Origin of the sequence: Mesorhizobium sp. M1088 (assembly GCF_040318575.1) — a bacterium.
Lineage (GTDB): Bacteria > Pseudomonadota > Alphaproteobacteria > Rhizobiales > Rhizobiaceae > Mesorhizobium.
In genome coordinates, this window is record NZ_JAMYMO010000019.1 from 1 (window position 1) to 24,876 (window position 24,876).

The following is a 24,876-nucleotide window of genomic DNA, read 5'->3' on the forward strand; positions in this document are numbered from 1 at the left end:
CGGATAAGGTGTTCCACGGACGGCTCCCTTGTTTGAGATCTCAACGAACTCATTCTGGCACATCCGATGCCGTCGGGCGCCGTCCACCCCATCATGCCGTGACCTTAGCCGAAGAACGCAGCGAAACAGAATTCTGCACCGCAGCAGCGCTCTGATGTAGCGGCATGGATCCTGGAGTCTGCGCCGCGTCGCTTCGCTCCTTGCTTCGCCCCAGGATGACGAAACGACGGGCGCCTCGGCCAATCTCCAAAGTGTACGATCCGCCGGCGCAAAAACCATCCAAATGTCAACCTTCCGCGCCCGGGAACCTAGTGCACCGCCGCGTACATGATCTTCTCCTCTGTCGCCTCCGCCGGCGAGAACTCCTCGACGATGCGGCCCTGCCGGCAGACCAGGATGCGGTCGGAGAGGTTCATGATCTCCGGCAGGTAGGACGAGATGACGACGACGGCCAGGCCCTCGTCGGCCAGGCGGTTGATGATCTGGTGGATCTCGGCGATGGCGCCGACATCGACGCCGCGCGTCGGTTCGTCGAAGATGACGATGCGCGGCTTCTGCACCAGCCCCTTGCCGATCACCACCTTCTGCTGGTTGCCGCCGGAAAGCTCGACCACGCGCGCATTATCGTTGATCGCCTTGACGTTCAGCGTCCTGGTCCATTCGGCCGACAGCGCCCGCATCTCCTGCGCATTGATCACCCAGCTCTTTTCCCGTCCAGCCGCCAAAAAGCCGCCGAACAGGTTCTCGGCGACGTCCATCGTCTCGAAAATCCCCTCGCTCTTGCGGTCTTCGGTGACATAGACGATGCCGTCTGCCACCGCCTCGCTCGGCACGAGATAGCGCACCGGCCGATCGTGCAGCTCGATGGTGCCGCCGCGCAGGAAGTCGCGCTTGTAAATGCCGGAGACGATCTTGAATGTCTCGGTGCGGCCCGAGCCGATCAGCCCGAACACCCCTGTAATCTGGCCCTCGAAGATCGAGAAGGAATTGTTGCGCACGACATTGCTCATCGAGATGTCCTGTACCGACAGCACCTTCCTGCCGGCCCTGCGCAGCTTGGCCTCGTCGCGCTGGCTGTAGAGCTGCCCCGACAGCGTGCGCCCGACCATCGCCGCGACGATCTTGTCGCGATCGAAGGCGGCGGTATCGTCGGTGATCACCAGTTCGCCGTCGCGCAGGATGGTGATGCGGTCGGCGATATCAAGCGCCTCCTCGAGCGCATGGCTGATGAAGACGATCGACACGCCCCTTGCCTTAAGCCGGCGGATCAGCGCGAAGAAGTGCCGCTTTTCCTCTGGCGTCAGCGTCGCCGTCGGCTCGTCGAAGATGATGATCTCGGCATTGTGGTGGACGGCGCGCGCGATCTCGACCATCTGCCGCTTGGCGGCGCCCAGCGTCGCCACCATGGCATTGGGGTCGACGGGAAAATTCAGCGACTGCAGGAACTGCTGCGCCGAGATATAGGTGCCGCGCAGCCGGTTGAGAAAGCGCTCCGTGCCGAGGTAGAGGTTCTGCGCCACCGTCATCGACGGCACCAGGCTGGTTTCCTGGAACACCATGGCGATGCCGGCTTCAAGTGCCGCATGCGGCGAGGCGTAGGCGATCTCCTGACCCTTGTGGAACATCGTTCCCGATGTCGCGTCGACGACGCCGGCGATGATCTTGGTCAGCGTCGATTTTCCAGCACCATTCTCGCCGAGCAGCGCGTGGATCTCGCCTTTGCGCAGTTCGAAGCTGACATTCTTCACCGCGGGCACGCCGCGATAGGTCTTGGTCACGTTCTCCAGTCGGACGATCGGTTCCATCAGCGATGCCCTCCTGAAGCCAGATCAATGGCCAGCAGGCAATCGCCGCCTTTCGAGGCAATGAAAAGGCGACCGTCTGTCTCCGCCACGCTGCAGATGCCGTGGCGCGTGCCGTTGGCGCGGCTGTGCAGGCTGAATTGCGGCCGCATCTCCCGATCGAGCCTGACCACCAGCCCGTAAGAGCGGCTCGGCGACCACGGCTTGTGGATGCCCATGGTGCGGATGCCGCCGCATTGCAGCGGCTCGAGGAAGCTGCGGTTGGAGGCGAGCGCCGGCGCGATCCAGTGTTGCGGCGACACTTGCGCCAGCATGTCGTTCCGATAGTGCGTTTCCTGCAGCACGAATTCGATCAGACGGTTGCGGGGCGCAAACAGCGCCAGCCAGGCACCGCCATCGGCGGCGGGCGACAGCCGCGCGGGATAGCCGGGCAGATGCGCCAGCACCGTCGAGCGGCTGCCTGTCGCGCCGTCGAAGCGGACGAGTTGGTGCCGCCAGCTCTCGCCGACCAACACGTCCTTGCCGGTTGGATGCAGCCCATAGGGAAAGGCGATGTCACCGGCGAGCTTGCGGAATTCGCTGCCTGCCGGATCGCGCTTCCACAGCGAACCCGACGCACCCTTCTTCATCAGATCGGCGGCCCATTCCGACGGCGCGTGTTCGGCCGAGCCATTGGCCAGCCAAAGCGTGCCGTCTTCCGCGTAGGCGAGTGCTGTTATGCAGCGGATCTCGGCCGGCAGGGCGGCCTCCTTGCCTGCAATCAGCAGCCTGCCGCTTTCGAGCCCGACCGTCAGTTCGCCGGCGGGCGAGCGCGCGAGCGCGGTGACGGCGGCGGGAAATGTCTCGACCAGAACAGGCGCGCCACCGGCGGCGAGCGCGTAGAGGGCATTGCCGCTGGACGCCAGCAGCCGGCCGTCGGCGACCAGCAGATTGTCGGGCTCGGGCAGTTCGGCGAAGGCTGCAACATCGTCCAGCAGCGTGTTCGGCCTGAAGGCGCCATCAAGCGGCGGGATGGTCACTGCCTTGCCGCGAAAGATGTCGAGGATCGGGTCCAGCATCATGGCTTGGCACCCCAGTAAGAAGCGGGGCTGGTCCAGTTCGGGTCGGCGCCGGCAATCCGGTAGCGGCCGATGCGGTTGTTGAGGATGCCGCCGACGAACAGAAAACCCTTATGCTCGCGCATCGAAGTCACCATCGGATGCGCGGCGCCCGACAGGTCGCCCATCGCCTCGACGATGCCGCCCTTCTCGTTGAATTTCACCACGCCACCGGTGTTGATGTTGGGGAACAGCCATTCGTCCTGCGGCAGCCGGCGCGTCATGCGCTTGCGCATGTCGGGATGGCGCAGCGACAGGTCGAAGCTCGGCGTGCGCATGCCGAGCCAGGCCATCCAGTAATTGCCGTCGGAGGCACGGTTGATGTTGTCGGGGTAGCCAGGCATGTCGCGGATGACGCATTCGGCAACGCCCGCCTTCGGCCCTTCCAGCCAATATCGATGCACGCGGCAGGCCCAGCTCTCGGCGAAGAACAGCGACTTGCCGTCATGCGCCATGCAGACGCCGTTGGTGTAACGGTAGCCGTCGAGCAATGTCTTGGTCGAACCGTCCTTCGGGTCATAGACGAGCAGCCGCCCGGTGGCGCGGTTCTCGATCGAGTCCAGCGCCCAGTCGTGCGCGTCATAGCGCTTGGTGGAATCGGTGAAGTAGATGCGGCCGTCCGGCGCGATGTCGCAATCATTGGGATCGCGCAGCCGCGCATCGTCGACGATCGAGGTCCAGGAGCGCGACGTTTCCGCCGAAAGCCGCTTCACCTCGCGCTGCGGCGAGACCGAATAGAGGCCCATCGCGCCAACACAGCTGATCAGATTGCCTGTCTTGTCGAAGGCCAGGCCGAGTGGAAAGCCGCCAATATGGGCAAAGACCTCCGAGCGTTTGTAGTCCGGCGCGAAGAAGCGGACGATCTCGCCATGCCTGGTGCCGCAATAGAGATTGTCGTCACGGTCGAGGATGACGTCTTCCGGCCCTTCCAGCTCGCCGAGCCCGATATGGTCGGCCTCCGACAGCCGATTGTCGAGCTCGTAAGGCGTGCCGAAGCCCGGTGCGGCCGACTGCGTTGCGCCCATTTTCAGATAGACCGGTGCGACATAGACCTCGTCCAGCACCTTGTGGCGGTTCTTCAGCCAGCGAATGTCGATGGTGACGGCGACGGCCAGCATGATGCCCAGCACCATCTGGTTAGTGCCGGTGCCATAGCCCAGCCGGATCAGGCCGTTGGTCATCGTCAGCACGATGATCGCGCCCATCAGCCCCTTGATCACCGAACCGCGGCCGCCGCCCAGGCTGACGCCGCCGACGACCGCCGCTGTCAGTGCCATGACCTCGAGGTTGAGGCCTGTGCCCGGCCCTGCCCCGCTCAGCCGGCAGGCGATGAGGAAGCCGCCTAGCGAGGCGCAGAAGCCGGAGAACACATAAGTCATGAACACGGTGCGGCGTACGCGGATGCCGGCATTGTGAGCCGATCGCCGCGACCCGCCCACCGCCTGCACATGCCAGCCGGGCCGCGAGCGCGTCAGCGCGACGTGCGTAATAATCGCCAGGATAATCGCCGCCCACACCGCAACCGACAGGCCCCAGAAGGTGTCGTCGCCGATGAAGTCCAGCACATCCGATGTGGCATCGGAAAGCTGGACGTCGGCGGCATAGGTGGTGACCAGTATGTCGAACAACGCCCGCCCGAAGATGAAGGTGACCAGTGTCGTCAGGAAAGCGCGCAGCCTGAAATAGCCGATCAGGTAACCGTTGATCGCGCCGAACAGCAGGCCGGTGGCGATCGAGGCGGCCAGCGCCAGCCACACCGATTGTTCGAGGATGAAGAAGACGAAGACGGCGGAAAAGCAGGACAGCGCGAAGATCGAGCCGACCGAAAGGTCGATGCCGCCGCCAAGCATGACCACCGTCATGCCGGTGACGACCAGCGAGAACTCGCCGAGCTGGCGGGTCGATTCCTGTAGCGACATCGGCTTGAAGAAGCCGGGAATGATCGAACCGAACACGCCGAGCGTCGCCACCAGCGCCAGGAACGGAATGGCGTTGTCGGTCCAGCGTTTGCTCAATATCTCGCCGACGAGATGGTCGGGCACGAGATTGTAGCGCCAGGACTGGAGGCGTTCGCGAAAGGACATCGGTTGCTGCTATTCGAGAGAAAAGGGAAAAAGGGGCCGGGCTATCCGCAGAACAATCGCCTCAGGTTTACGCTGCCCCTCACCCTTACCCTCTCCCCGTATAGAGACGGGGAGAGGGGGTCGCCAGCGTTGGAGCGTATCCCTTCTCTCCGTCATTATACGGGGAGAAGGTGCCGGCAGGCGGATGAGGGGCAGCGCGAAGCTCAGGAAAGCCGGCCTACTTGGCCGCAGCTTCGGCTTGCAGTGCTTTCAAATCCCAGCAGCTGTCCGGCTTGAGGTCGGCCTTGGTCGTCGCCTTCTCCAGCGTGTAGATATAGGTGTGCGAGGTGCCGGCCGGCTTGCCGCTCTGCAACAGGAATTTTATGACGGCGTTCATGTCACCCGACTGGCGGGCAAGGTCGGTCATCACCACCGCACCATAGGTGCCGTCCTGCAGCTTGTCGCAGTCGGCGGTTTTCTCGCCGCCACCGGTGGTGACCAGGAACACCTTGCCCTCGAGCTTGGCATCGCGGATCGCAGCCGATGCGCCGGTCGCGTCGCCGTCCCAGAAATCGATGATGGCGCAGATGTCGGGGTTCTGCTGCAGCATCGTCGTCGTCACGTTGCGCGAGGTCGTCGCATCCCAGTTGGAGTCCGGCTTGGCCACGACCTTGAAGTCGGGGTTCTTGTCCAGCACCTTCATGATGCCGGCATACTGGTAGAGGCTCGATGAGTTGGCCTGGTCGCCCTGCACCAGCCCGATCTTCTTGGAGGAGTTCGGCCCACAACCCTTGATCGCCGCTTCGGCTTCCAGCTGGCCGAGGCGATCCCAGTCGCTGCCGACAAAGGCATCGGCCGGGAAGTTCGCCGGATTGTCGACCAAAAGCACATAGGTGCCGGCCGCCTGCGCCTTCTTCATCAGCTTGGCATAGGAATTGAGGTCCGGCGAATGGATGATCAGCACGTCCGGCCTGGCGTCCGACGAGATTGCGTCGGTTATCGCCTGCGCGCCGGCATCGACCACCCAGTTCGGATCACGCGTCTCGAACACGCCGCCCCAGGCCTCGACCTCCGTCTTCAGGTAATGCGCCCAGCCCTGTGCCAGGTCGAAGCCCATCGCCATCGGCACCAGCATCACACGCTTGCCCTTGAGCGCTTGCGAATAGGCGGCCGGACCCGGATCTTCTGCAGCGAAGCCCGGCGCCACGAAGGCGGAGATGGCAAGCGCTGCCGCGGCAGCCATAAATGTCCTGATGATTTTCATGTCACATCCTCTGGTTTGGTATGTCGTTCGCGGCCGGCCCCAACCGTTCGCGTCAGTCTAAATGTCGCCTTGCTGCGCGGTCTGCTCGTCGCGCGGATTGATGAACCCATCGACGATGATCGCCGCCAGCAGGATCGCGGCCTTGATCAGGTTCTGATAGAGCAGCGGAATGTCGATGATGGTCATGGCGTTGAGCAGGATGCCGATCAGCGCGGCACCCACCAGCACGTTGCGCACCCCGCCCCGCCCGCCAGACAGACCGATGCCGCCGATCACCGCAACCAGCACGATGTCGTAGAGCAGCGTGGAATTGACGATGCGGGTGTTGATCGAATGCAGGCTGGCCGCAGTGAGCAGGCCGGCAACCAGCGAGACCAGGGCCGACAGCACGTAGCGCAGCACCAGCATCGGGCGCACTGGAATGCCGATATTGCGCGCCGCGACCGGGTTGTCGCCGGCGAAATAGACGTAGCGGCCCCATTTGGTGTAGCGCAGGAACAGGAAGAAGGCGAAAGCCAGCCCGGCGAAGACAAACACCTCGACCGGGATGTCGAGGAAACGCAGCCCGCCCAGAAGCTCGACCCAATGGCCGGGCGGCACCGGCACGGCGTCCTGCGTGATCAATTGTGAACGCACATAGCCGAAGACGAAGGACGCGGTCGCCAGCGTCACGAAGATCGCCGGGACCTCGGCGTAGGCGACCAGGATTCCGTTCAACAGCCCGATGGCGAGAACGCCGGCGAGCACATAGGCGAAGGCCAGCCCGTCGGGCATCCCCGAATTCAGCAGTTGCAGATACCACGCGACCGACATCGCCATGATCGCCACCGCCGAGAGATCGATGCCCCTGCCGATGATGACGACCGCCATGCCGAGCGCCAATATGCCCAGCACCGAGACCGAGCGCACGATGGCAACGAGATTGTTCGAATTGATAAACCCAGGCAGTCCGATGGCGGCGGCAATGAACAGCACAACCGCGATGGCAAAGACAATGCCCTCCTGGTTAAGGCTTCTCCAGTTTAGCCAGCCGGTCGCGTTCATTGCCCGCTTTCACCCGCGATGGCTACGCCCTGCTCCCTCTGCGGCCATCGGAACGAAAGCTAATCGGCTCAAGACCAATTCGTCAAATGAATCCGCGCATTGCAGGCCGGCTTGCGAGGAAATTCCGCGCTTGGATGCACCGATTGGCGAGGCTGGCGCAATGCCGGGAACTCAAGCTGTTTTGCAATTGATCGCGCCGATCGAAGCGCCGGCAAAGGTTTGCTCCGGAACGAGCGAAGCAGGCATAATTTATGTCCGCGATTGCCGCTGGATTCCTGCGTCAAATCCGCAAAACATGGCCCGAGACCTCGGCGCCGGCAGCCTTCGGCAACGCCAGGAAGCGACACGAGGCGACGAGCCCGATTGCGCCGATCGCCACGAAGGCAAGTCGGAAGTCGACGAGATCGAGCGCCGCAGCGCCCCTGGCGATCTGCGACAGGTTGAGCAGTGCCGCGGCGACCGCTACGCCGAACAGCATCGCCATCTGCTGCAGCATGCTGGACAACGTCGCCGCCGAGCTGCGCTGCTGTGAGGCCACATCGGCGAAGGCCAGTGTGTTGAGCGCGGTGAACTGCATCGAGCGCGAAAGGCCGGCGATCAGCATCAGCACCACCACCAACGCTTGCGGCGTCTGCGGCGAAAGCGCCGCGCAGGCCATGATCGACAAGGAAGCGATCACCCCGTTGACGATCAGCACCGAACGGAAGCCGAAGCGCCTCAGCGTCGGCGTCGTCACCGCCTTCATACCGAGATTGCCGAGGAAATAGGCCAGGATCATCATGCCCGCATCGACCGGGCTCAGGCCGAAGCCGACCTGGAACAAAAGCGGCAGCAGGAACGGCGTGGCGTTGATGGCGATGCGGAAGATCGTGCCGGCCGACAGCGTCGAGATGGCAAAGGTCTGCACCTTGAAAGCTGTGAGGTCGAGCAGCGGATGGTTGGCGCGTTGCAGATGCCGCACCGCCAGCCAGCCGACCAAAATGCCCGTGCCGAGCAGTGCCACGGTCGGCAACACACCCTCTTCCGGATGCGCGATGCGCTCGAGGCCATAGAGCATCGCGGCGAGCCCCACCGAGGTCAGCAGGAAGCCCGGCCAGTCGAGCGGCTTGGCTCCGGCTTCGCGGTCGCCGGGAATGAAGCGGGCGACCAGTGCCAAACCGGCAACGCCAAGCGGGATGTTGATGAAGAAATTCCAGTGCCAGGAGAGATAAGTGGTGATGAAGCCGCCAAGCACCGGCCCGACCACCGGCGCAAACAGCGCCGGCCAGGTGATCAGCGCCGTGGCGTTGAGAAGCTCGGATTTCGGCGCGTTGCGCAATACCAGGATGCGGCCGACCGGCGTCATCAGCGCGCTGCCCAGGCCCTGAACCGCGCGTGCGGCGACGAACTCGGCCAGGTTCTGTGAGATGCCGCAAACGAGCGAGGCCAATGTGAACAGGGCGATCGCCACGAGGAAGATGTTGCACGCGCCAAAACGGTCGGCAACCCAGCCGGACAGCGGCACGAACACCGCCATGGTCAGCATATAGACGGTGATGCCGATGCTCATCGCCACCGCCGGCACGCCGAAGGATTCTCCCATCTGCGGCAGCGACGTCGAGATGATGGTCGAATCCAGAAGCTGCATGAAGAAGGCGACGGCGACGATCAGCGCCACCCGCCGGGCTTGCCGCGCCGCCGGCGCGGTTTCGGGCAAGGCTTTGTTTTCGGGAATGGCGGTCATGCACAGAACTGTCCGAAGGGGAATTTTCACCCGCTCCATCGGCAACCGCACAATTGTCCGGCAAACCGATGACGCACCGGCTTCAACAGCATCTGGCCGGTGCCGTCCAGACCTGGTCCAACAAACTTTCGTGTGGCATCGCAGCCGGCCATGCGATGACCCGGCCCTGGCGCCGAACCGGCCTTTCACGATCCGCGATGATGCTTTGTGCCGCTGCCGGGGCGTCTTATGCGGCTTCGATCTTCTCCAGGAACAGGCTGAGCTGGTCCGGGTCCATGTGCACGACGTGCCTGTCTTCGGGATAGGCCAGGCTGTTCACATCGGCGACATATTCGGAGAAGGCAGCGATTCGTTCGGCCTGCAGGCGATCGTATTCGGCGGCGAAATTGCGATAGACCTTGGAATGGCGCGGCATGTGGCCACGGTTCTGGCCGAGGATGTCGTCGGCGAACAGATACTGCGCGTCACAGCCGGTGCCCGCTCCCATCGACAGCATGATCAGCGACGTGCGTTCCGAAATCGCCTTGGCCACCTCGACCGGCACCACCTCGATCTCGGCGCCGATCGCGCCGGCGGCCTCCAGTTGCTTCACCGCCTCGAACACCTGCATGGCGGTATCGGCGGTCTTGCCGACAGCCTTGAAGCCGCCCGTCCAGGTGGCGCGTGACGGGATGAGGCCGACATGGCCGATCACCGGAATGGCATCGTCGGCCATCCGCTTGATGGTGGCGTACCCGGCGCTGCAATAGACCGCATCGGCGCTGGCCTTGTAGAGCCGGAACGCCCAGCGGACGAAATCATCGGCGGTGCCGATTTCGAAGAAATTCTCGCCCGGCATGGTGAACAGGCTGGGTGCCGCATCGCGGTATTGCGGATTGAGTACCAGCTCCGGCGGCACCGAGACGATATCGACGCCGGCGCGTTCGGCGGCCTCGGCCTCGTCCATCGTCAGCACGCGCAGCATCGTCAGCTGCCGCTTGCCCTTCATGGCACGCAGATCTGCGACGGTCGGTCTTTTCCGGCTCATGGATTTTGGTCCCCTTTGCTACGTGACAGAAGGCCGGTCAGGCGATCTGGATCATCACCTTGCCAGCTTCGACCTTGACTGGATAGGTCGCGAGATTGACGCAAACGGGAGCGCCCTTCGCCTGGCCGGTCTTATAATTGAAGCGGCCATTGTGCTTGGGGCATTCGATGATGTCGTCCATCACAAGCCCATCGGCCAGATGCGCCTTCTCATGCGTACAAAACCCATCGGTGGCGAAGAATTCATCGTCCGGCGAACGGTAGATCGCGAAGGTGCGGCCGCCATGGTCGAAGCGGATGACATCTTCCTCTTCGACATCGTCCACGGCGCACGCTTCGACCCAATCGGCCATCTCTATCTCTCCTGAAATTTCTGCGTTGCGCTTGTGCGCAGTACCTACTCAGCCGCTGCCGACATGTTCACTTCGTGGAATTCGCCACGATAGGGCCGTGCGGTTGGCGGCAGTTCGCGCTTGAGGAAATAATCCTCGTATTTGAGCTGCCTGAGCAGGACAGGCCAGACCTCGCGATAGGCATGCCATATCGACGGGTTCGGCTCCGGCAGATCGTGCTTGATCAGTTCATGCAGCCTGGGCAGCGCGTGATAGGGCACCATCGGAAACATGTGGTGCTCGACGTGGTAGTTCATGTTCCAGTAGATGAACCGGCTGATCGGGTTCATGTACACGGTACGGGTGTTGAGCCGGTGATCGACGACGTTGTCGGCCAGACCGATGTGCTGCAGCAGGCCGGTCATCACCATGTGCCAGGTGCCGTAAAGGCGCGGCACGCCGATAAGCACCACCGGCACCCACGACTGCAGGTAGAGGGCGAGTGCTATCGTGGCGATGTAGATGGCAATATGCCAGCGCGCCGCGATGACGGCCTTGTGCTGTTCCATCTCGGGAACGTAGCTTTTCTCGTCGGGCGTCAGCTTGCCGAACGCCTGGCGTACCAGTGCCGGAAGCGAATAGCGAAAATCGAGGATGCCGGTGAAAGCCAGCGCCGCACGCAAAAGGTCCGGCGGGCGCATCACGGCGATCTCGGCGTCGCGGCCGACGATGATGGTGTCGGTGTGGTGGCGGGCATGGCTCCAGCGCCAGGTCACCGGGTTGCGCATCAGCATGAAGCTGGCGATCTGGTAGACGACATCGTTCATCCAGCGCGTGCGGAAGGCAGTGCCATGGCCGCATTCGTGCCAGCGCGAGTCGCTGGACGAGCCGTAGAGCACGCCGTAGACGAAGAAGAACGGCACGCACCACCAGGTACCCCAGAAATAGATGGCGCCGGCGGCGGAGCCGAGGATGGCGACGATCCAGATGATCGTGTCGCGGATCGCCGGGCCGTCTGAGCGCTGCATCAGCTCCTTGATCGCCTTGCGGGGGACATCCGTGTGGTACCACTCCGCCGAGGCCAGTCCCGTCTCGATCGCCCTGCGCGTGCTTTCGCCGACCAGGCTGTAATCGCGCTTTACCGTGCCAGCCATTGTGACCTCCAATTCCCGATCGGCCGCGAACCCTCCCCGCTCCGGCCGGAACCAGCCTCCCAACTGGTGTCCCGTATCGTCTTCGCCATTATCACGACCTGCCTCCAAGAACAGGAAAACGGCCCGACGGCTGCGGATAATCCTGCTGCGGCTGCCTGGCGATTGCAGCGATCCGGCTTTCGGCGGCGGCGATCTCGCCGGCGCCGTCGAGGACCCGGAACGCCGCATCGTAGGAGCGGCTCTCGCCATGCTCCAGCCAGATCATCTCGCCGCGTTCGCGCGCCGCCAGATTTCCCAGCACATGATGCGTCGACGGCTCGATGCCCAGCGCGTACTGCCCGGCCTGGAAATTCTGCCATTGATAGGCGCAGGGCAACTGGTCCTTGCGCGTGACGACCTCGAAGCCGAGGCCGAGCCTGTCGTTGACCACCGCCACCGGGACTTCGCCAGTGCTGTCGGCGCCGAGTTCATGCTGCCAGACCTGTTCCTTGAACCCCGGTTGCGGCGCCGGCACCGTGCGGTAGCCGACCTTCTGCGCTTCATAGCGCTCGCCGGCATGGCCTGCCCAGATGACGTCGCGGATCGGCGCCAGGTAGCGCGCGCCCTCGTCGAGCACCGGATGGCTGACATTGATGTGGTAGAAATACATATGCGGCGTAAGGTTGAAACCGTGATTGACGACACGGTCCGAAAGCCGGATCTCGTTGCCGCCGACATCGGCCTCGATCCGCCGCAGCAGGTGCAGATCCTCGCCGAATACAGTCGATTGCTGGACGATGCCTTCGGCCCACAACACGCAGCGGTCGCCGTCCCAGGTCTCGCCATAGCCGGTCAGCCGCGCCGGAATGGTGCTGACGCGGCCGTGCAGCGAATGGCGCACCGTCTTCTTCGGCGGGTAGTTGTAGGTATCGGCGGGTACCTCGTTCATGAACAATATATGGTCGAGGCCGCAGGTCAGCAGAAGGCCGGAAAACGACCGCGCCCACGCCAATCCCTCCTCGCCTTCATATTCGTGCAGGCCGGGATGGCGAAAACCGCTCGGCGAGTGCCAGCCGATCGCCTGGCCCCTGAAGTCGCAATCGGCGATATCGAGCGCCCGGTCGACCAGCGCGGTGAAGCGCAGGCCGGAGCCGGTGCGGAATTCGAGCATGCGGATGCCGCGCTCGACGCCGTCGCCAAGCGTCATCAGCCGCACGCCGGCGAACTGCGACAGCATGCCCGAGCGTTCCGAGACCTGCCGGCGCGACAGCGTTTTGCCGTAAAGCTCTACCATGTGACGGCCAGTTCTTTCACTTTGCTCCCGTCCTTCACTTCGCTCTCGTCTCCTTGAGCAGGGCCGACATGTCGGCACCGGTGATGATGCTTTCCACGGTCAGCAGGTCGGTGTCGGCGACTGTCTGCTCGGCGACGATCTCGCCGCGGCGCATGACGATGATGCGATCGGCGACCTGGAAGACGTGATGGATGTTGTGGGTGATCAAAAGCACCGAGTGACCGGCGTCGCGCACTTCCTTGACGAAGCGCAGCACACCGTGCGTTTCCTCGACGCCGAGATTGTTGGTCGGCTCGTCGAGGATGATGACCTTGGCGGCAAATTGCATGGCACGCGAAATGGCGATCGATTGGCGCTCGCCGCCCGACAGCGTGCTGACCAGCGCATCGGCGTCGAGTTTCTTCGAGATGCCGACGCGCTTCAAAAGCGCCGAGGCGGCATCGCGCAATTTGGCAAGATCGAGCGGTGCGAACACGCCCATCCATTTGAGATTGACCGGCTCGCGGCCGAGGAAAAGATTGCGCGCGATGCTGAGGTCGGGCGCCAGCGAGGTGTCCTGGTGGATGGTCTCGATGCCGAGATCCATCGCGTCGCGCGTCGAGCGGATGGAGACCTTCTGGCCGCGCACATAGATCTCGCCGCGATCGACCGGAAACACGCCCGAGATCGCCTTGATCAGCGTCGATTTGCCGGCGCCGTTGTCACCGAGCAAGGCCACCACTTCGCCCTCGTTGAGCGCGAAGGACGCGTTCTTCAGGGCGCGGACGCTGCCGAAGGATTTTTGCAAATTCTGCAGCCGAAGCACTTCCATGATCAGCTCCTGGCGGCGTTCTTCTGCAGCAAAGCGTGCAGGATGAGCATGGCAAGGATGATGACGCCGACGAAGATGTTGTAGGCGAGCCCAGGCACGCCGATCAGCACGATGCCGTTGCGGATGCTGCGCAGCATCAGCGCGCCGACGATGGTGCCTAAAATGGTGCCGCGTCCACCGGTCAGCGCGGTGCCGCCAACCACCACCATGGCGATCACTTCGAGCTCGTAGCCGGTGCCGGCCACCGGCGAGGCGGCAGAGATGCGGAAGGCGCTGATCATGCCGGCGAGACCGGCAAGCACCGAGGTCAGGATGAACAGCCAGATCTTGACCGCATCGGCCGGCACACCACGCGCCACGGCAGCGTTACGGTTCGAGCCGATAGCGCTGATCCAGTTGCCGAGCTTGGCGTAGCGCAGCACATAGATCGCCAGTAGCGACAGGCCGATGAACCACCACAGCGAGGTATAGAAACGGAACGTTCCGATATTGAAGCTGCCGGCCAGCAGCGTCACGAAGAAGCCCGGCCGGTCCCAGGATTTCAGCGGAAATCCTTGCGTGATGTAGAGCGCTGCCCCGCGCACGACGAGCAACATCGACAGCGTCACCAGGAAGGACGAAATGCCGATCTTGGTGACGATCAGCCCGTTGATCGCGCCGATGGCTATGCAGAGCAGCAGGCCGGCCAGCAGCGCGACGCCAATATCAAAGCCGCCGTTCTGCACCAGCAGCATGACGACGACCGGCGCCAGCCCGAACACGGCACCGACCGAAAGGTCGAACTCGCCCGCCGTCAGAAGCAGCGTCATGCCGAGCGCGATGATGCCGAGCTCGGGCAGGAACGCCATCATGTTGGAGATGTTGAGCGGCGACAGGAAATTGGCGTCGGCGATCGCGAACACCGCCAGCAGGACAATCAGGATGACGAGCGAAGAGAACTGCGGCGAGCGCATCAGGCTCGACCTGCGTTTGGCACGCGGCATTTCCTCTTCTGCGGCAATTGTCATGACTGTTTCGACCATATCTCAAGGTGACGCCCGCCGCCTGCGCGGCGAGCGTCAGTTCCAATCACTTGTTGTAGAGTTTCAGGATCGGTTCGACGCTCGAGGCGTCGTAGAGACTGAACGTGTGGATGTCGTAGCCGATCGGTTCGCCAGCGGCGGCCAACCCGAGCAGCGCCACCGGCATGAAGCCCTGCGCCGATGGGAACTGCCAGGCAGCCGCGTTGATGAACCCAGACTTCACTGACTCGGCCGTTTCCTTCGAATTGCCCCAGCCGACGACCGGGATCTTGCCGGCCGGCACGCCGGCGCCGTCGAACACCCGCTTGACGCTGGCCGCGACGGAATCGCCGAGCGCGATGATTGCCGGCGGGTTGTTGGCGACCATGTAGTCGGTCATCTTGGCGATGATGCCGGCCGGATCGGTGCCGCAATCGACCACATCATATTTGATGCCGAGCGGATCGAAGACGCTGGCGATGCCTTCGGTCTCGAGCTGCTGGTAGCTGGCGCCCGGCACTTCGACCGGCAGGAACACTTTGTCGCCCTGCTTCACCATCTTGTGGTCGACCAGATATTTCGCCCAGATGACACCGGCTTCCTTAAGGTCGGCGCCGACATAGGCCTGACGGCCGGTTGCCGGATCGTCGGTGTTGAAGAACACGATCGGGATACCGGCCGCCTTCGCTGCCTTGACCTCCTCGGTCCACAGGCCGGGCTGCGCCGAGGTCGTGGCGATGCCGTCCGGCTTGGCGGCAAGTGCGGAGTTGAAGGCCTCCTTCTGCGCCGCCATGTCGCCACCGCTGAACGAGATCTTGCAGGTCACCTTGAGCTGGTCGCAGGCCTTGGTGGCGCCGGCATTCCAGTCGATCCAGAAGGCATCCGACGGGCCGCCATGCGACAGCAGATAGAACGTCTTCTGGGCGTCCTGCGCCAGCACCGGCGTACCCAGCGCAACACCGGCGAGAACGGTCGCCGCGGCAGCGATTTTCAACGCGAATTTCAACATTTCTCTTCCTCCCTTGTTTCGTAGCCGAACCGCGCCATCACAGTCCGTTGGCGCGGAATTTCCCGTCGAGGAATTTCTTGGCGCGCGGCACGTCGTCTTCCGAAAGATGTTCGATGATGACCGGGATGTTCGGGTGCTTTTCGGCCAGCCGCTTGAGATAGAGGTCGTAGTTCAGCGAACCGAGACCGGGCGCCGGCAGCTCGATCTCGCCGACGCCGCGGAAAGTGTGGCTCTCCAGCGCATCGTCGTCGCCGATATCTGCGTGCTTTTCCGACTTGTCGCCGCCGGAACGCTTGACGTCCTTGGCGTGGGCTATCTTGATCTTGTCGGTCAACGTGTCGAACACCTGGTTCAGGATCTGGTCCATCCTGTCGATGTTGTGCGTTTCGAAATAGTTGGTCGGGTCCATCAGCAGGCCGAGGCCTGGGTGGTCGACCTGCGCGAACATCCTCACCGTCTCTTCGACCGAGCCGACGACATTGTTGACATAGGTTTCGAGCAGGAAGACCGCGCCGTGGTCATAGGCGGTCTGGGCAAGGTCGGCGATGACCTTGCGGCATTCCTCAAAACCTTCCTCGGTCTTGTTCTTCGGGTGATGCACCCAGTCGGACTCGGTGTTGTAGGTACCGGTTTCCGAGATCACGTAAGGGGTGCCGAAATGGCGTGCGTTGCGGATGATCTCCTTCAAATAGCCGACGCGCCTCTCGCGCTCGCCCATATCCGGATGGATGATGTTGGTGTAGCCCGATACGCAGCAGATCGGCAGATTGTGATCGCGAAACGTATCGCGGACGGTCTTGGCCTTGTCCCTGGTGATCTGCCCGGCCGACAGATCTATGTCCTTGAAATGCAGGTCGAGCTGCACGGTGTTGAAATCGAGCGCACGGATCTTCTGCGCGGTTTCCTTGAGGCTATACGGGAAATAACCCGTGAAAATACCTGCCTGCATCATGGTGTGAAGTCCTCCCTGTAAGTAATTCAGTCAGTTGATATTTCGGAAAGTTTGACTGTCCGGCCCTTGTCGATCGAACGATAGCCGGCTTCGACCAGCGCCATAGTCTTGACGTTGTCGGCGACCGACAGCGCCGGCGGCTCGCCCGTCTTGACCGCGTGCTGGAGCTGCTCCATGACGCCGATGAAGGCATGCGGGAACCACATCGTGTCCCAGCTGGGTGTCACCCATTCACCACCGGTGGTCTCGGTCGAGGCGTAGGTCAGCGTCGAGGCAGCGCCAGTCGGCCAGCCGATGGTACCCTTGGCGACGCCCTTGGTGCCGTCGACGCGCCAATTGATGTGCTGGTCGTCCTTGTAGCCCTCCTGGCGCGGCCCGGACCAGACATCCTCCAGCGATACGGCGAGCACGCCGGACGGGAACTTGATCGTCGACACGGTGATGCCGTCCGAATGGTCGAAGCGGGTGCGCGGGTCCCTGCGGGTCAGGGTGGTGATCTCCAGGGGATCGCCGAACAGGAAGCGCAGTACGTCGAGATGATGGACGCTCATATTGGCGAGCGTCAGCCGGTCATAGTCCTCGAGGAAGCTCTGCCAGTGCGGGATCGCATGCATGTCGATCTGGGCGAAAACGATGTCGCCGAGCGCGCCGCTATCGATGACCTGCTTCAAGACGCGCATCGACTGGTCGTAACGCATGTTCTGGTTGACCGAGAGGATCTTGCCTGCCTTGGCCGCCTCGTCGCGAAGTTTGACGGCCTCTTCAAGGGACAGCGCCAATGGCTTCTGCGCCAGGATCGCCTTGATATGTGCCTGCTTCAGAGCATGGCGGATCAGCGCCGGCTGCTGGTCGGGCGGAAAGGCAAGGTCGATGATCTCGACGTTCTTGTCCTCGATGAGCTGTTCCGGCGTGTCATGGACGGTTGGGATATCCCAGCGTTTGGCGACCTTCTCGGCGCTGGCCTTGGTCCGCGAGGCAATCGCCACCACGGGGAAACCGGCTTCCTTGTAGGCGGCAAGGTGACATTCGGCCATGATCATGCCGGCGCCGACGCAGCCGATCCTGTATTCCCTGGTACGGACTTCGACGTCCGGCTCGAAGCCGTTGCCCGCCATTTCTTGGCTTGCCATATGTTCCTCCCGAAGCTCGTTCCTTGCCGCCGCCGTCATCTTGCCAGCGCTCCCCCGCTCTGTCCGAAATAATGCACCCTGCCGGGCTCGCAGGATATCGCCACCATCGCGTCCGGCCTGATGTCTGGCTGGCCGCGCAACAGCGCCCGCAGACGCGCCTGCCCGGCGGCGAGCGTCACAACGGTGTAGCCGCCGAGCGGCTCGACCTCGAACACTCGCGCCGGGCGGCCCGCGCCCCCCTCCGACCAGGCCTTGACCTTGATGTCTTCCGGCCTGAGTCCAATTTCCACGGCATCGGCCGGGGCGCCGGTATCCGCGATGCGGATCGTGCCTTCCGCCGCCTCCACGCCTTCGGCGCCGTGCACCGACTTCAATATGTTCATCATCGGCGACCCGAGCAGCCGCGCCACATAGGTGCTGGCTGGCCGGTCATAGATCTCGGCCGGCGCGCCGATCTGCCTGATCTTGCCGTTCTCCAGAATGGCCATTCGGTCGGCGACCGACATCGCTTCTTCCTGGTCGTGCGTGACATAGATCAGCGTCTTGCCGAGCTCGCGCTGGATGCGCTTCAGCTCGACCCGCGTTTCCTCGCGCAGCCGGGCGTCGAGCGCCGAAATCGGGTCGTCCATCAGATAGGCGGCCGGGTCGCGCACCAGCGCACGGGCGATCGCCACGCGCTGCCGCTCGCCGCCTGAAAGCTGTGCCGGCGGCTTGTGCAGGATATGGCCGATATGCAGCTTGGCCGCGACGTCGGCGACGCGCTTTTCGATCTCGGCTTCGGCGACCCGGCGTTCGACCAGCGGAAAGCGGATGTTGGCGCGCGCGCTCATATGCGGAAACAGCGCCAAATTCTGGAACACCATGGCGACGTTGCGCTCGGCCGGCGACACCGTGTTGACCGGCTTTCCGCCGATCAGGATCTCGCCCGCGTCCGGGGTTTCCAGCCCGAGCACCAGACGCAGTATCGTCGACTTGCCCGACAGCGGCGGCCCGAAGAAGCAGAAGAACTCATTGTCGTTGACAGTGAACGAGGCGTCGTCGACGGCGAGCGTGTTGCCGTAGCGTTTTGTCACATTATGGAAAACGATATCGGCCATCTCAACCTGCTCTCAATGCAAGACCGGTGGCGGCGTCGAAGACGCGCACCGCCTCCGCCGCCGGCGCGACGACAGCTGTCTGCCCGATCGCCAGCCCGACATCATTGTCGAACACCGCCTTCACCGCAGTCTCGCCGTCGCCAAGGTGGATGATGGTGCGCGCGCCGATCCGCTCGACGAAACTCACCGGCATGGACAGGCCACGGCCACCTTCAGCCAGCGTCACCTGCTCCGGTCGAAAGCCATAAAACACCTCGCCGCGCATCCTGCGTACGGCATCGGCGATCTCGACCGGCAGCGGCGGTGTCACGCCGAGCGGGCCGAGATCGATGACCAGACCACGGTCGCTTTCCGCCGGCCTGCCCTTGAGCAGGTTCATGCCCGGCGCGCCGATAAAGCGGGCGACGAAGACATTGGCCGGATTGTTATAGACCTCGAGCGGCGTGCCGACCTGCTGCAGCACGCCGTGGTCCATCACCGCGATGCGGTCGGCCATGGTCATCGCTTCGAGCTGGTCGTGGGTGACGTAGACCATGGTCTGCCGGAACTGCCGCTGCAACTGCTTCAATTCGGTCCGCATCACCGCCCGGAAGGCGGCATCGACATTGGACAGCGGCTCGTCGAGCAGGAAGATCGCCGGCTCCATGATCGCCGAACGGCCGATCGCCACCCGCTGCAATATGTTGACCGACAGTCTGTCCGCCTTGCGGTCGAGCAGCGGCGTCAGTTGCAGCATCTCGGCAATGGCGCCGACACGGCGGCCGATCTCGGCCTTTGGTGCGCCGCGCATTTTCGGCCCGTAGGCGAGGTTCTGCCGCACGCTCATATGAGTGAAGATCGCATAGTTCTGGAAGACGAAGCCGACGCCGCGCCGCCCCATCGGCACGCCGGCCATGTCGCGCTCGCCAAACAGGATCTTGCCGCTGGTCGGCCCTTCCATGCCGGCGATCATGTTCATCGTCGTCGACTTGCCGCAGCCCGAGGGTCCGAGCAGCGCCATGAACTCGCCGTCGGCAATGGCCAGGTCCATCGTCTTCAGCGCGGTGAAGTCGCCGAATTTCTTGACCAGGTTCTGCAGGTGGATGGTGCTCATGCCGCCACCTCGCGTACCCGGGCCATGCGTTTCATGGCAAACACCGCAGCGATGGACAGCACGATCAGTATGGCCAGCGCGATTGCCGCCACATAGCCCCAGATCAGGTCCTGGGTGGTGAGCTTGTAGATGTAGACGGAGATGGTTTCGGTAGCGACGCCGGGACCGCCGCCGGTCATGATGTAAAGCGTGTCGAATATCTTGAAGTTCTCGATCACCCTGATCGCCAGCGCGATGACGATGATGGTCTTCATCTTCGGCAGCACGATGGTGATGAAGCGCTGCCTAGGGTTGGCACCGAGCAGCGTCGCCGCCTTGATCTGGTCCTCAGGCACGCCGACCAGGCCGGCAAGCAGGATCAGGAACATCAGCGGCGTCCACTGCCAGATATCGGCGACCATGACGGCGATGAGCGCCAGCGTCGGGTCCGACAGCCAGGCGATGGTGACGGGAAAGCCTGAGATCGCCGACAGGATGTCGTTGACCGGGCCGCCTGACTGAAACAGCATGAAGAACATGTAGCCGGCCACCGCCGGCACCACCATCATCGGCATCAAGAGGATCGAGTAGAAGATCCGCTTGCCGGGGAACTCGTCGGCAAACAGTGTCGCGAGCGCCAAGCCGAGCAGGAACTCCGCCGGCACGCAGACGATCATGACGATGGCCGTGCGCTTCAGCGCACTCCAGAAGCGCGCATCGGCGGCAAGGTCGGTGTAGTTGGCGAAACTGTTCCACATCGACCAGGCGTTCCACCAGCCGGTGCCCGACAGCGGCGACCAGTCGGTCAGGCTGATGTAGAGCTGCATCAGGAGCGGGAAGACGGCGATGAACAGCACCAGGATCTGCGCCGGCAGCGTCAGCCGGAAGCCGAGCTTTGCGCCCTCGTCCGGCAGCACCGACGCCGCTTTGGAGGCTTGCATGTCGCCCTCCGAAATCGTCGCAGTCACCGCGCTCATTGCTTGAGCGCCCCGAAGGTCAGCCCGCGCACCAGATGGCGCTGGATGGCGATGCCCATGATGACAGGCGGCACTGCGGCTATCAGGCCGAGGGCTGCCTTGGCGCCGTAGAGTTGGCCGGTCATCGAGGAGGACAGCGAGGCCATGTAGACAGGGACCGTCACCCATTCGCGCGTCGTCAGAAGCAGCGCAATCAGATAGTCCGACCAGTTGAGGATGAAGACGAACAGCGCGGCACTGGCCAGCGGCGCGCGCATCATCGGCAGCGTGATGCGGATGAAGACGCGCCACCGCGAACAGCCCTCGACCAGTGCCGCCTCCTCGATCTCGCGCGGCATGTCGTCGAAGAAGGTCTTCATCAGCCAGAAGGCGAAAGGCAGCGTGACGATGCCGTAGATCAACGACAGCCCCCACCAGCTGTCGGTGAAATTGAGGAAGGCCCACATGATCATCACCGGGGTCATGACCGCCATCGGCGGAAACAGGCGAAGCTGGATCAGCGCCAGCGGCAGGTTCTGGCCCGAGCCGAAGCGCGACAGCCCGTAGGCCGCCGCGGTGCCCGCCGACATGGCGATTGCCGTACCGAATGTGGCCGACAGCAGCGACGACAGGATCGGCTTCAAAGCTGTGCGGTCGAGGGCGACGATCAGATTGTTGGTCGATTCACCGAAGACGAAGCGGAAATTGCTGAGTGTCGGGTTCTTCGGCCACCATGTCAGGTCGGCGCCGGTCGCCGACCATTCGGCGATCGGCTTGAACGCCATCGACACCATCCACAGGATCGGCACCAGCGTCACCGCCATCGCCGCAAGGATCGCGGCATAGCGGAATATCTCGAAAGGAACTGAACGCTTCATCTTGCGGCTTTGCTGGGCCCTTCGTTGCCGAGGGGAAGAGCGACCGCTCCTCCCCTTCTTGGTAGGATCCTGGAAGGATCAGGCGATCGGATCGAGGACGGTCGGCCAGGCCTCCTTGTTGGTCTTGATGGCTTCGAGAAGCTTCTCCTCGCCGGTGCGGCGGGCAATCTTCTTCCACTCGGCCTCGGTGTCGGCCATCGCCTGCTCGGCTGTCTTGGCCTTGGTCAGCGCGGCGACGAGGTTCTCGTCCAGCGCGTTGTGGAAGGCGGTAGCGCCGGGATAGTTGATGGTGGGCACGGTGCGGGCGACCGTCTCTCGCACCACGTCCATGTGGTAGGCGTGATAGGTCTGGCGAACCAGCGGATCCGAGAAATCCGATAGCCGGAACGGATCGAAGTAGCCGCCCGGATTGGCAGTCATCCAGGCGTAGATGCGGCTTGAGCCCAGCCACTGCAGGAACAGGTAGCAGGCCTCCGGATTCTTGGCTTGCGAGGACACCGACGCCGACAGATTGAGCCACAGCACCGACCGGCTGACCAGCTTGCCGTCGATTTCGCGGCCGGGCGGCAGCATCGAGCCGATCTTGCCGGTGACAGCTGAATCCTTGTTGCCGGCATTGTCGAGGAATTTCGGCAGATTGGAGAAGGCGCAGGTCATGGCCGCGCCGCCCTTGGCGAAATTGCCGTACTGCTCCGGCCAGCCCCAGGAGATCGCATCCGGCGAATGGTGCGAAAGCGACGCGATGTACTCGCTGGTCGCCGCGATACCTTGCTCCGAATTGATCAGCGGCTTGCCGGTATCGTCGAACAAGAACTGATTGGGCGAAGCCATTGAGACATAACGCTGATACCAGTTGGTGTAGCCCCAGCCCTGGTTGCGCAGATCGGTCGAGCCGAACAGGCCCTTGTCCGGGCGCTGGAAGAAAGCCGCGATCTCGTCATGCTGCTTCCAGGTCTTCGGCGCCGCCAGTTCATAGCCGTATTTGTCGGAGAAAGCCTTCTTCTCGGCTGCGTCGCCGAACAGATCGGTGCGGTAGACCCAGGTCTGGAAATCGCCATCCAGCGACACGCCGTAGGTCGAGCCGCGATACTGGTTGAGCAGCGAGACGCCCTTGGCGCCGTCGACATAGCCGCGCTCGGGATCGTCCCATTCCGGCTTGTATTGCGCGACGAAGTCGTCGAGCTTGAGGATGCCGCCGGTTTCGGCGAGGTCGCCAAGACGGTTCCATTCGACCGCGTAGATGTCATACGCCCCACCCTTGGTGGAGATGTCCTGCATCGTCTTGGTGAATTCCTGGCCGTTGGGCACACCGACGATTTCCAACGGAATGCCGGTTTCCTTCTCCCAGAGATCCTTGATCGACGGCGCGCCGGCCGGAAACGGCTGGGTCAACTGGCCGATCGAGCCGTCGGACAGGCCAAGTACGATCTTGGCCGGCGCCTTGCCGGCGCCCTTCATCGCCTTGGCCGCCTCGATGGCGCGGCCCTCCGGCGTATCGGCACCATATTGATAGCGCTCCGAACCGTCGAAACCCGTCGGGCCACCGATCATGCCGGGCGCCAGGGCATCGGCCGCATAGGCACGGCTCGGGCGAATGAATTTCGGTGCAATACCTGCGGCGGCAACAAGGACTGCCGCCTTTCCACCGGACGCCAGCAAACGGCGCCGCGACACGCGGACCAAATTCGACATTGGAACTCCTCCCTCAGGGCCTTGTTTCCTCCACGGCCCTTATGATGGATATTGACGGCACTATACGAAGCCTGTCAACATCATAAATAATCAAAATACATCATAACATCTCACGGGAGGGGAAGAATGGCGTTTGTAAGGGCTCTCATACTGAAGCCGGTGCTTGAATTTGAGGGAGCCCGGCTGCCCACCTCCCCGCTTTGGTCTGCTTGGGCACTCTGGTGTAGCGCAACGGCTTGCGCATCGGCCAAGGCCGGTTACATCATTTCCCATCAGAATCGCGGACGGCGATGAAGCCGCTCTCCGACGGTGGACCCATGAAATGCGTGATCTCGATGCGCCCCTGGCGCGTTTTGGAATGAGGTGATCGACAGTGCGGTCCACCCTGACAGACATAGCCCGGGAGGCCGGCGTTTCGGCCGCCACGGTCGACCGTGTGCTCAACAACCGCGCCGGGGTCAGGGCGCGCACCCGTGAGGTCGTGCTCGAAACGGCACAGCGGCTTGGCTATATCGCTGAAAGTTCGAATAATCCGAGCTCGCTCAACGCGGTTACTGGCGAGGTCATACGGCTGGATTTCGCCCTGCCCGCCGGCACCAATTCCTTCATCAAGATGCTGCACCGCCAGATCGAGGCGCAGGCGCAGGCGCGGCCCGACCTCGACGTCCGTGTCGCTACTATCGAAGGCTTCAATCCGGACCGGCTTGCGCGTCTGCTGCAGGAACTGCACGGGCAGACGCAGGGCGTCGGTGTGATCGCGCTCGACCATCCGACGGTCCGCGAGGCGATCCGCTCGCTTTCGGCCAGCGGCGTCAAGGTCGTCACCATCGCTTCCGACATCCTGCATGTGCCGAGGGTTGCCTATATCGGCATCGACAACCGCGCCGCCGGCCGGCTCGCCGGCTATCTGCTCAACCGCTTCATGGGTGCCGGGCGTCCGGGCAAGGTCGCGCTGTTCGCAGGTTCGCTCTCCTACCGCGGCCACGAAGAGCGCGAGATGGGCTTCCGCCACATACTGGCGGAAGAATCGCCCAATCTGCAGATCGTCGAGATGCGCGAGATGCTCGACGACCGGGAGAAGGCCTATTCGGAGGCCTCCGCCCTGCTGGACCGGCACCCGGACCTGGCCGCCATCTACAATGTCGGCGCCGGCAACACCGGCATCGCCCGCGCACTCAAGGAGCGCGGGCGCGCGCTGTCGACGGTCTTTCTCGGCCATGAGGTGACGGAAGGCACCAAGGAGCTTCTGCTCGACGGCACGCTGGACGCGGTCATCGACCAGAACCCGCGCGTCGAAGCCCGCGAGGCGCTCAACACCTTGAGCCATGCGGTCAGGGGCTTGCCTTACGAATTGCACCAGCCAAGGCTGCAGGTGATCTTCAGGGAAAGCATTCCGGAGATCTGAACCAGTCGTGCAAGTGAGACCTGGTGTTCTTTGGAAATCAGGACGCTCGGGCGAAATGTTTGGCGGCAAAACTCGACAGTCCAACTGAGAATCTC

21 protein-coding genes are annotated in these 24,876 nt (G+C 63.2%); 1 reads left to right on the forward strand and 20 read right to left on the reverse strand.

Translation table 11 applies throughout. The features are described 5' to 3' along the window. Window positions 1–308 precede the first annotated feature (308 nt). From NKH49_RS20730 to NKH49_RS20825, 20 genes are all read right to left on the reverse strand, one after another. Window positions 309–1,805: a sugar ABC transporter ATP-binding protein gene (locus NKH49_RS20730; protein WP_352927542.1), complete on the reverse strand. Its 1,497-nt coding sequence runs from the start codon at window positions 1,803–1,805 to the stop codon at window positions 309–311. Then, window positions 1,805–2,863: a hypothetical protein gene (locus tag NKH49_RS20735; RefSeq protein WP_352474242.1), complete on the reverse strand. Its 1,059-nt coding sequence runs from the start codon at window positions 2,861–2,863 to the stop codon at window positions 1,805–1,807. The genes NKH49_RS20730 and NKH49_RS20735 overlap by 1 nt, the downstream gene beginning before the upstream one ends. Beyond that, on the reverse strand, window positions 2,860–4,983 hold the full coding sequence (locus NKH49_RS20740) for an ABC transporter permease (protein WP_352927545.1): 2,124 nt from the start codon (window positions 4,981–4,983) through the stop codon (window positions 2,860–2,862). Before NKH49_RS20740 ends, NKH49_RS20735 begins: the two co-directional genes overlap by 4 nt. Window positions 4,984–5,200: 217 nt before the next feature. Further along, window positions 5,201–6,226, reverse strand: a complete 1,026-nt coding sequence (locus tag NKH49_RS20745) for a sugar ABC transporter substrate-binding protein (RefSeq protein ID WP_352927548.1) — start codon at window positions 6,224–6,226, stop codon at window positions 5,201–5,203. A gap of 57 nt (window positions 6,227–6,283) precedes the next feature. After that, a complete protein-coding gene (locus NKH49_RS20750) occupies window positions 6,284–7,270 on the reverse strand; it encodes an ABC transporter permease (protein WP_352452739.1) in 987 nt (328 codons plus the stop codon). Window positions 7,271–7,550: 280 nt separating this feature from the next. Beyond that, window positions 7,551–8,993, reverse strand: a complete 1,443-nt coding sequence (locus NKH49_RS20755; protein ID WP_352927551.1) for a DHA2 family efflux MFS transporter permease subunit — start codon at window positions 8,991–8,993, stop codon at window positions 7,551–7,553. A gap of 226 nt (window positions 8,994–9,219) precedes the next feature. Next, window positions 9,220–10,020 carry a 3-methyl-2-oxobutanoate hydroxymethyltransferase gene (locus NKH49_RS20760; RefSeq protein ID WP_023675787.1) on the reverse strand — a complete coding sequence of 267 codons (801 nt, stop codon included), beginning with the start codon at window positions 10,018–10,020 and terminating at the stop codon, window positions 9,220–9,222. 37 nt (window positions 10,021–10,057) lie between these two features. After that, window positions 10,058–10,372, reverse strand: a complete 315-nt coding sequence (locus NKH49_RS20765) for a MocE family 2Fe-2S type ferredoxin (RefSeq protein ID WP_023675786.1) — start codon at window positions 10,370–10,372, stop codon at window positions 10,058–10,060. A 44-nt stretch (window positions 10,373–10,416) separates the two neighbouring features. Next, on the reverse strand, window positions 10,417–11,505 hold the full coding sequence (locus NKH49_RS20770) for a fatty acid desaturase family protein (RefSeq protein WP_352503654.1): 1,089 nt from the start codon (window positions 11,503–11,505) through the stop codon (window positions 10,417–10,419). 91 nt (window positions 11,506–11,596) lie between these two features. After that, the gene (locus NKH49_RS20775; RefSeq protein WP_352819332.1) at window positions 11,597–12,778 is read right to left on the reverse strand and encodes an aldose 1-epimerase family protein; all 1,182 of its coding nucleotides are present in this window, start codon (window positions 12,776–12,778) and stop codon (window positions 11,597–11,599) included. 34 nt (window positions 12,779–12,812) lie between these two features. Further along, complete coding sequence (locus NKH49_RS20780; RefSeq protein ID WP_352835234.1) at window positions 12,813–13,595, reverse strand: ATP-binding cassette domain-containing protein; 783 nt, start codon at window positions 13,593–13,595, stop codon at window positions 12,813–12,815. Then, window positions 13,592–14,596: an ABC transporter permease gene (locus NKH49_RS20785; protein WP_352474237.1), complete on the reverse strand. Its 1,005-nt coding sequence runs from the start codon at window positions 14,594–14,596 to the stop codon at window positions 13,592–13,594. Before NKH49_RS20785 ends, NKH49_RS20780 begins: the two co-directional genes overlap by 4 nt. 61 nt (window positions 14,597–14,657) lie before the next feature. After that, complete coding sequence (locus NKH49_RS20790; RefSeq protein WP_352927556.1) at window positions 14,658–15,599, reverse strand: sugar ABC transporter substrate-binding protein; 942 nt, start codon at window positions 15,597–15,599, stop codon at window positions 14,658–14,660. A 37-nt stretch (window positions 15,600–15,636) separates the two neighbouring features. Continuing rightward, window positions 15,637–16,551 (reverse strand): sugar phosphate isomerase/epimerase family protein, encoded by a 915-nt coding sequence (locus NKH49_RS20795; protein WP_352541111.1) that lies wholly within the window; start codon window positions 16,549–16,551, stop codon window positions 15,637–15,639. Window positions 16,552–16,577: 26 nt separating this feature from the next. Then, entirely contained in the window at window positions 16,578–17,666 is a 1,089-nt protein-coding gene (locus NKH49_RS20800; protein ID WP_352687650.1) for a Gfo/Idh/MocA family protein, read from the reverse strand. A gap of 50 nt (window positions 17,667–17,716) precedes the next feature. After that, window positions 17,717–18,778, reverse strand: coding sequence for an ABC transporter ATP-binding protein (locus tag NKH49_RS20805; protein ID WP_352505507.1), 1,062 nt, complete (start codon window positions 18,776–18,778; stop codon window positions 17,717–17,719). 1 nt (window position 18,779) lies between these two features. Beyond that, a complete protein-coding gene (locus tag NKH49_RS20810) occupies window positions 18,780–19,871 on the reverse strand; it encodes an ABC transporter ATP-binding protein (protein ID WP_352686258.1) in 1,092 nt (363 codons plus the stop codon). After that, window positions 19,868–20,827 carry a carbohydrate ABC transporter permease gene (locus tag NKH49_RS20815; RefSeq protein ID WP_352836236.1) on the reverse strand — a complete coding sequence of 320 codons (960 nt, stop codon included), beginning with the start codon at window positions 20,825–20,827 and terminating at the stop codon, window positions 19,868–19,870. Before NKH49_RS20815 ends, NKH49_RS20810 begins: the two co-directional genes overlap by 4 nt. After that, window positions 20,824–21,684, reverse strand: coding sequence for a carbohydrate ABC transporter permease (locus NKH49_RS20820; protein ID WP_352541114.1), 861 nt, complete (start codon window positions 21,682–21,684; stop codon window positions 20,824–20,826). Before NKH49_RS20820 ends, NKH49_RS20815 begins: the two co-directional genes overlap by 4 nt. A 78-nt stretch (window positions 21,685–21,762) precedes the next feature. Continuing rightward, the gene (locus tag NKH49_RS20825; RefSeq protein WP_352474231.1) at window positions 21,763–23,376 is read right to left on the reverse strand and encodes an extracellular solute-binding protein; all 1,614 of its coding nucleotides are present in this window, start codon (window positions 23,374–23,376) and stop codon (window positions 21,763–21,765) included. A gap of 373 nt (window positions 23,377–23,749) precedes the next feature. Here NKH49_RS20825 and NKH49_RS20830 point away from each other — a divergent pair, with 373 nt between their 5' ends. After that, window positions 23,750–24,781 carry a LacI family DNA-binding transcriptional regulator gene (locus NKH49_RS20830; RefSeq protein WP_352927561.1) on the forward strand — a complete coding sequence of 344 codons (1,032 nt, stop codon included), beginning with the start codon at window positions 23,750–23,752 and terminating at the stop codon, window positions 24,779–24,781. Window positions 24,782–24,876 lie beyond the last annotated feature (95 nt).